Source organism: Massilia sp. Soil_C_3, assembly GCF_057657035.1.
On the sequence record NZ_JBDGJG010000018.1, the window covers coordinates 1 to 7,495 of the forward strand.

A 7,495-nucleotide genomic window follows, 5' to 3' on the forward strand; every position below is an offset into this window, starting at 1 on the left:
GCGATTTTCGTCAACCTCTTTTTTCTCTTCGTTTTCGCTACCGTGAGGTGGCGTCTGCGTCGAGGAGCGAGACTATAACAAAGCGCCATCGCCGCCGCAAGGGCAGTTTTCAACTTTGTCGAATCGCCTCGACTGCCCAGGTATAGCCGATGCGCTCCTGTTCGAGCCGTAGTCGTTCCCCAAACACATTGTCACGCAACTGAACAAATAGCCGCCGCTCCTGCTCGGTCATCCGCATCAAGTCTGCCAGGTAACGTTTATCGCCATCCTCCTGCCCCCATACATGGCGGTGAGCCTGCAATGTCTCCTCATCCATCAGCAGCGATTCCACGCCGGGGATCGACCCTCGCAGGCGATCAAGGATCGCAAAGCCATGGGTATCGATATCGCCCCAGTACATAATGCGCCTGTTGCGCAACCAGTCGACCTGCGCCAGGCGGTCGATGCCATAGCCACCGCCAAACACCACCATGCTCGAGTCCATATCGGGAAAGGCCAGCGCATTCACTTCGTTCTCCGTAATGTAGACGCGGTCCACACTGGTCCGCAATGCTGCGAACTGCGCCACAGGCACCATCAGGTCGGAGCAGCCGCCGATATCGTGCCGCCGGTCGAGCATGCGGAAACGAATCTGCGCTGGTTTACCCAGCAGCCCATAACGTGCCTCGAACTGCCGCGCGCCAACGGCGCTGGCATCGATCGATTCGGCAGGCAGCACCTGGTCGAGCAGTTCGGCAATCAACCCCTTGCGTACTTCGATGAACTTCGTGTCGACGCTCGGGATATCGAGCTGACGCAGATAAATGCCCGGACGCGGATTCGCGACGAACCAGCGCAGCACGGCCAGTATCCGCTCCCATCCGTCCCTGTGTTCGAGCAGGCGCAGCGGCTGTCTGGCCAGCCATGGACGAAGGATGGGAAACGCATCGAGGGTCGTGGCAAGCAGTTCATCGAAACGACGCGCATCCGCGCCTCGGCCGATCATGCTCAGCGCGCATGCTTCCGACCCCACGATGGCGGCAACCGGGATGCGGTTGCGTCCCAACTGGCGGTGGTTGATGTCGCGCCAGACCAGTTCATAGCCATCGCCCCTTTCGGAACGGCTGCCGCTGCGCAAGGCGCCGATCCAGTCGCGCACCAGCTCGAACTGCTCTCCCATGGCGGCGACCGACGGTTGCCGCAGCCGGACTTCATGCGGAAACACGGCGCCGCCGTCCAGGCGTGCAGCCAGGATGGCGCCGCTGTCCCACAGGCGCTGGACACTGGCGACGATGTCGCCCGGCGTCGACCATGCGCTGCGCGTCGCCGTCATCCGGCCCGCGCACCGCGTTCGGCGCGGTACTCCTCGATGCTCAGGTAACGCAGCATCGACTGCCGCCCTTCTTCGCTGTGCACGAAACCCAGGCCCGCAACGTATGGCTCGATGATGTGGATCTTCTGTAGCGGCGTCACGATCAGCAATTGCAGGTTCATGCGGCGGAACAGCTCCAGGCCGTAGCGGGCCGATTCGTCGGAGCCGCGTCCGAATGCCTCGTCGATGACCACGAAGCGGAACGAGCGCGAACGCACGGCGCCCCATTCAAGGCCGAACTGGTAGGCCAGGCTGGCGGCAAGCACCGTGTACGCCAGCTTCTCCTTCTGGCCGCCGGACTTGCCGCCGGCGTCGGTGTAGTGTTCATGCTCGCTGTCGTCCTCGCGCCAACGCTCGGATGCCGAGAACACGAACCAGTTGCGCACATCGGTCACCTTGCGGGTCCAGCGCCGGTCCATCTCGGCGCTGCCTTCGCGCCCCCTGAAACGCTCGATGATGCGCCGCACCTGCAGGAATTTCGCCTCGGTGTATTCCTCGTCGCTCGACCCGGTCAGCGCGCCTTCGGTGCAGCTGCGCAGGTCTTGCTGGAAGTCGCGCAGGTCGGCATCCAGGCTCGGCTCCGCCTCCAGGGCGATGTAGCGATTCGGGTTGTAGTCGATCGCGTGCAGCGAGGTGTTGATGGTCTCGACCCGCTCGCGGATCGTTTCGCGTTCGCGCTTGAGCTGCGACTGGAATCCGGCGATCTCGCGGATCGTGTTTTCGTTGAGCAGCTCCTTGAACTTGCCGGCGAAGCGCGGCAGGTCGTCGGCCTCCAGCACCTGCAGCATGCGCCGGAATTCGGGCGCCGCCTCGATGCTCACATCGACCTCGCGCGCATCCAGCGGCCAGGTCGTCGCATAGTCCTGCATGGCGGTGATGATCCTGTCGCGCAGAGTCGCGATGCGTTTGCTGTCGGCGTCGATGCGTGCCTGCACGAACTCGCGCATGTCGCGCTCGCGGTTATCGCACGATTCGACCGTCAGCGTGTGCTCGCCCAACGCCTGCCCGCGCAGCGCCTCCAGCACCGGCAGCGTCGTGGCGCGCATGGCGTCGTCGATCGCGCCGGCAAGCGCCTCGCTCTCTCCCAACAGGCTGCGGGCCTGGCTCAGTTTCTCCACCAGCGTCGCCAGCGAGGCATTGGCCTGCGCATGCTGCGCATCGATCGCGGCCTGCACGCCGCCGAGGTCGCGCAGTTGCTGCTGCAGTGTGCGCAGCAGGTCGGACGATGCCGCCAGCTCCTGCTGCTCGCGCTCGAGCCTGTCGATCATCGCCACCAGCGGCTTCCAGTCGAGATCCGCGAAGCTGGCGAACACCGCCAACTGCTGCCAGAGACCGAGCACCCTGCCCCATTCCGCAGCTTCGCCCTTGAGCTCGAGGATTTGCCTGGTATGTTCCGTGATACGCGTGGACAGGTCGCGCTCCTGCTTCGCCAGCGCCGCGATCTTTGCCTCGTTCGACCAACCCAGCACATAGCTGGTGCGGTCGCCGATCTGGCGCCGGTCATCCTTTTCGTGACGCTCGCCGCCCGACTTCACTTGTCCGTTGCGGGTGATCGCGCGCTGCTCGCGCCGGAACAGTTCCATCGAGTCGCAGCAGGCGTAGTCGAAGCGCCGCGCCAGCTCGCCCTCGATCCAGGCGTAGAACGGCGAATCCGGCTGGATCGACAGCTTGCGCACCAGCGAATGCGGATGCAGGGATGACGGCTCGGCCGCGGACAATGGCCGGACCCGGTAATACACCAGGCGCGCGCCAAGGTGGGTACGCTCGGCCCACGCCGCCACCTGCGCATAATGCTGTTCGGGCACCAGCAGCGACAGGCCGAAGGCGTGCAGCAAGCGCTCGGCCGCGCCTTCCCAGGCACGTTCGTCTTCACGCACCTGGATCAACTCGCCGATGAAGGGCAGTGCATCGGGCGCGATCGATAGCGCGTCGCACAATGCCTCACGCAGCGTCAGCATCTGGCGTGGGATGTTGGAACGGCGTTTGCGCAGCGATTCGAGTTCATCGGTCAGTTCGCCGTGCAGCTTTCTCAGCTCGCGCACCGTCACGCCGGCCTCGGTCAGGCGGTTGCTGCGCTCGTCGCGCTGCGCGACGCAGGCGGCCTGGCCCGTGTCAATGGCGCCCCGGTTGGCATCGAAGGTGCCGGCATCGTGCGGCGCCGGCAAGCCGAGCGCCGAGGCGATCAGCTCGTACTGCTGCGCGCGCGCGTTCTTTTCACTGCGGGCGGCATCGACGCGCGCGATCTCGCCCTTGATCTGTTCGATCCGATTGCCGCCATTGGCCGAGATGGCGGCGGTCAGTTCGTCGCGCGTACGGGCATGTTCGCGCCGCTCCTGCTCCAGCTGGGCAAGGCGGCTGGCAGTGCGCTCCTCGTCCGCAGCCAGGTTGGCGATGCGCTTGTCCAGCAGCTCGGTCTTGAGCAGCGCGAACCAGGGCCGCAGGGCCTCGCGACAGGTTCGCAGTTCATCCATCTGCGTCACCAACTCCGCGTGGCGGTCGCAGTCGGCGTTCAGGGGCTGCAGGCGCTCGATCTGTGCGCGCGCCTTGAGCACCGCCTCGTGGGCCCGGTTCAAGTCATCGAAGTGCGTGATCAGCTCGTCGATGCGCGCCTGTACCGGAAACGGCTCCAGCATGTGCTCGCGCACGAACTCGGTCAGGTTGCCCACCGATTTCATCGACACCGTCTGGTTGAACAGGTCCATCGCCTGTTCCGATGCGATGCCGAAGCGGCGCCTGAAATCGGCGCCATAGGCCGGGAAGCTGTCGTGCAGGGTAATGCCGGACCGCGCGCGCAGGCGCTTGCGCAGCTGGTTGATGTCGGCGAAGCCCGAAAAATCATCGGCGATCGTCAGTGCCGTTTCGGCGACGACGTAGAATCGCTCCGGCTGGCCGCGCGGGTCCTTGAACCAGAACACCTGCGCGAGCGTGACGGTCTCGTCGTAGCCCTCGTTATGGAACTCGCCGAGCAGCACCGAATAGCTGTGCTGGTCGCGCAGGGCGACCGCACGTGCGCTCAATCCGGTGTCGCCGCGCTCGGACTTGAAGTGACCCAGCACGTAGGTGCGCAGCGAGCGTTCGCGCGCCTCGGCGCCGGCCGCCTTGTTGTACGAGATCTTGTTGAACGGGACCAGCAAGGTCGTGAGCCCATCCACCAGGGTCGACTTTCCGGATCCGATATCGCCGGTCAGGAGCATATTGGCGCCGCCCGGCTGCATCCGCCATACGCGCTCGTGGAAGGTGCCCCAGTTATACACTTCGAAGCGGCGCAGCCGGAAGCCGGCCTGCTCGGTCACCGTCGCCAGGTCGGGATCGGGTCCGGCGTTCATTCGACGCCCTCCTTGCCGGCGGTCGCCGCGGCATGCCCGGCATAGCCGTCCAGCCGCTGGGCGAAATCGTCGAGCCACTGGGCATCGACGAAGGCCTTCAATACGCGCCGCACTTCGAACTGCCCGTCCTGGCCGCGCAGGCGGCGCAAAAAGCCGAGGTCGACGACCTTGCCCAGATGCGTGTCCATGCGGTCGAGCAGGCGCGCTTCGTTGGCGGTATCGGGCAGGAACAGCCGCATCTGGTCGACGATGTCCTCGCGGCTGACGACCAGCCGGGTTTCCGCGCTGAGCGCGTCGAACTCGGCCAGCTTCTTGCGCAGCAGGACCAGGATCAGGCTGACCGGGAAGCTCAGTTGGCGGCGCTGGACCAGGCGCGGCAAGTCCGGCGTCTCGGGCGTCGATGCCCGCTGGCGCAGATAGGCATAGCCTTCCGCTTCGTCGAGGATCAATTCGAGCCCGATCACGCTGCAATAGTCGCGCACGCGCGCCTGCAGTTCGAGCAATGCTTGCCATTGCGGCTCGGCGTTCTCGCGGTACAGCACGCCCTGGAACAGCGTGACTACCACTTGTCCCAGCCGGTCGTCGTCGATCATTCGTCCTCTCGTTCCCGTAGTGTGAAGATTACCATCGGCAGCGTTGCCTGACGCTGGCGGCCATCGGTGCCGGTCCAGCGGATGCATTCCTCGCGCTCGTCGTCGATCACTGCGGCCACGTCCTGGGTCGCCAGTTTCAGGTATGTGGCCAGCTCGGCCAGGCCCTGTTCGATCGGGTTGTCCATCACGACCGCCGCCAGCGATACCTGGTTGCGGGTCTGCAGTGCGCGCCGCACATTGGACGCCAGGCGCACCTGGTCGATGTAGACCTGTTCGAACAGCGCATCCGACAAGGTGGTCGCGCCGGCCTCCTCGACTTTCACCGCGCGGATGTCGGCCTTGAATGGCGGCGTATAGAGCACCCGCTCCATGGGCAGGGCAAACTCCGGCCCGGCGTCGTCGATGTCGGCGAAGGCAGCGTCGGGAACCTGCCCGCGCAGCGACAGCGCTTTCTGCTCGACCTGCCGGATCAGCTCCATGATACGGCGGTTCTCGAGCCAGGCCTGGTCGTCGAGATAACGGCGCAGTTGCTCCGACAGGCGCGCCACGGTGCGCTGGGTGACCTCGCCGGCTTCCAGCCAGTCGTAGTGAATGCGGCGCAGGCGGCCATCGGGCTCGAGTTCGCGGATCGGCGCGAGCGCCATCACCTGTTCCAGCAGCTTGCCAAGTTCATCCTGGCGCGCCGGCGACATCAGCAAGTCCCAGAACGCGCGGAAGCTCTTGCCTTCGTCCGATTCGGTGATCAGGTCGCGCCAGCCGAAGATTTGCTGCAGCAGTTCGCCCTTGCCGCCGTCCCAGGTGGCGATCCTTTCGCGCACGCTGCGGTCGAGCGTGCGGAAGTTCTGGTCGAGTGCGCGGAAATCGGACAGCAGTTCGCGCGCGGTGGCCGCCATCTGCAAGAAGCGTTCGCGCACCTGGGTCGGCTCCATCAAGGCCAGGTGGCCCTCCTTGATCTGTGCTATCTCGGCATCGATGTCCGCCTTGCGTTTCTGGAGTTCGGCGATGCGCGCACGGGGATTGAGCTCGGTGCCGTCGGCGATCTGCTTGAGCAGGTCGAACACGGTCATCAACCGCGATTCGGTTCCGATGAAAGCGCGTTGACCCAGGCCCTGCAACCATTCCAGCGCCTGTTCGGCGGGCGAAGTCAGATCGTAATGCGGCTCGTCTTCGCCCGGCGGATAGTATTTGCGCAGCCAGCCGCGGTCGTCGGACGCCCAGTCGTCGAGATAGTTGGCAGCAGACTTGGGAAACGCCTGTTCGCCGGTCAGCTCATGGAGTTGGTACAGGTGATCGTCCAGCTGCGACACCAGCTGCTGGCGGGCGATCGTGCGTACATTGGGCGCCACGAAGCTGCGGTGCAGGAAGCTGGCGATCATCGGCGCATGGTCGGCTGCGAGGAGCCGCCAGGATGGGTGCGCACGGCGCTGGGCGAGAAGCTGCTGGTAATCCATCGCAGTCTAGGACGACACGCCCGGCGTATCCGACATCGACGCGACCAACTCATGGTACCAGCGCTCCTGGCGGGTCTTGTGCAGGCGGTACCAGGCCTTGGCGGTTTCCGGTTTCCAGACCTTGAGCATCTTCAGCACCTCGTACGAGAATTCGAGCGGCGCCAGGCCGGTCGCCGTGACCAGGTTGTCGCCGCGCACGGCGGGCTCCTTGCGGTACATCCGTTCGCCGCAATAGTCGGGGCAGGACGCTTTCAGAAATCCGAGATCGTTGGACGTGTGGCGTCGCGCGTCCAGTGCGCCAATACTGGCCAAGCCAACGGTAGCACCGCAAATGGCGGCGACCTGGTGGCCGTGGTCGAGCGCATTGCGTGCCAATTCGAGGGCTGGTCGTGCTTGTGCAGACTGCCAGATATCTGCGCCTGGCAGCAGGAGCAGGTCGTGGTCGTGCATCTGGATGTCATCGATTGCCAGGTCTGGCGTGTGGGTCACGCCGCCCATGCTCGTTATCGGATCACGATGAATGCCTGCCTTGAGAAACTGGAAGTCTCGCGATGGGTCTGCGAAAAACCGGCGGCTGTGCAGTTCTGCGGTCAGGTAGCCGATCTCCCAATCCGCGAGCGTATCGACGACAACCAGATAGACCTTCATCGCTGTTCCTATATAAGAAAATACTGTGACCTTGGGATTTTACGCGTGTCCAAAGCAAAAAACCCCACCAGGATCACCTGGTGGGGTTTTTCATATAACTAGCCTGACGATAACCTACTTTCACAC

General features: G+C 64.5%; 5 protein-coding genes. All 5 read right to left on the bottom strand.

Annotated features, from left to right (window positions below; all coding sequences use genetic code 11):
* Nucleotides 1–109 precede the first annotated feature (109 nt).
* From AC3A6F_RS25185 to AC3A6F_RS25205, 5 genes are read right to left on the bottom strand one after another with little or no spacing between them, the layout of a single operon-like run.
* Nucleotides 110–1,312 carry a DUF3322 domain-containing protein gene (locus AC3A6F_RS25185; RefSeq protein ID WP_487686514.1) on the bottom strand — a complete coding sequence of 401 codons (1,203 nt, stop codon included), beginning with the start codon at nucleotides 1,310–1,312 and terminating at the stop codon, nucleotides 110–112.
* Entirely contained in the window at nucleotides 1,309–4,677 is a 3,369-nt protein-coding gene (locus AC3A6F_RS25190; protein WP_487686516.1) for an ATP-binding protein, read from the bottom strand. Before AC3A6F_RS25190 ends, AC3A6F_RS25185 begins: the two co-directional genes overlap by 4 nt.
* Complete coding sequence (locus AC3A6F_RS25195; protein ID WP_487686518.1) at nucleotides 4,674–5,270, bottom strand: DUF4194 domain-containing protein; 597 nt, start codon at nucleotides 5,268–5,270, stop codon at nucleotides 4,674–4,676. The genes AC3A6F_RS25190 and AC3A6F_RS25195 overlap by 4 nt, the downstream gene beginning before the upstream one ends.
* Nucleotides 5,267–6,721, bottom strand: a complete 1,455-nt coding sequence (locus AC3A6F_RS25200; protein ID WP_487686520.1) for a DUF3375 domain-containing protein — start codon at nucleotides 6,719–6,721, stop codon at nucleotides 5,267–5,269. The genes AC3A6F_RS25195 and AC3A6F_RS25200 overlap by 4 nt, the downstream gene beginning before the upstream one ends.
* A 6-nt stretch (nucleotides 6,722–6,727) precedes the next feature.
* On the bottom strand, nucleotides 6,728–7,369 hold the full coding sequence (locus AC3A6F_RS25205; RefSeq protein ID WP_487686522.1) for a DJ-1/PfpI family protein: 642 nt from the start codon (nucleotides 7,367–7,369) through the stop codon (nucleotides 6,728–6,730).
* Between the last annotated feature and the right edge of the window lie 126 nt (nucleotides 7,370–7,495).

Bases quoted from the DNA above. Each gene is read 5' to 3' on its own strand.
- AC3A6F_RS25185 (WP_487686514.1), bottom strand. From the start codon at position 1,312: ATGACGGCGACGCGCAGCGCATGGTCGACGCCGGGCGACATCGTCGCC.
- AC3A6F_RS25190 (WP_487686516.1), bottom strand. From the start codon at position 4,677: ATGAACGCCGGACCCGATCCCGACCTGGCGACGGTGACCGAGCAGGCC.
- AC3A6F_RS25195 (WP_487686518.1), bottom strand. From the start codon at position 5,270: ATGATCGACGACGACCGGCTGGGACAAGTGGTAGTCACGCTGTTCCAG.
- AC3A6F_RS25200 (WP_487686520.1), bottom strand. From the start codon at position 6,721: ATGGATTACCAGCAGCTTCTCGCCCAGCGCCGTGCGCACCCATCCTGG.
- AC3A6F_RS25205 (WP_487686522.1), bottom strand. From the start codon at position 7,369: ATGAAGGTCTATCTGGTTGTCGTCGATACGCTCGCGGATTGGGAGATC.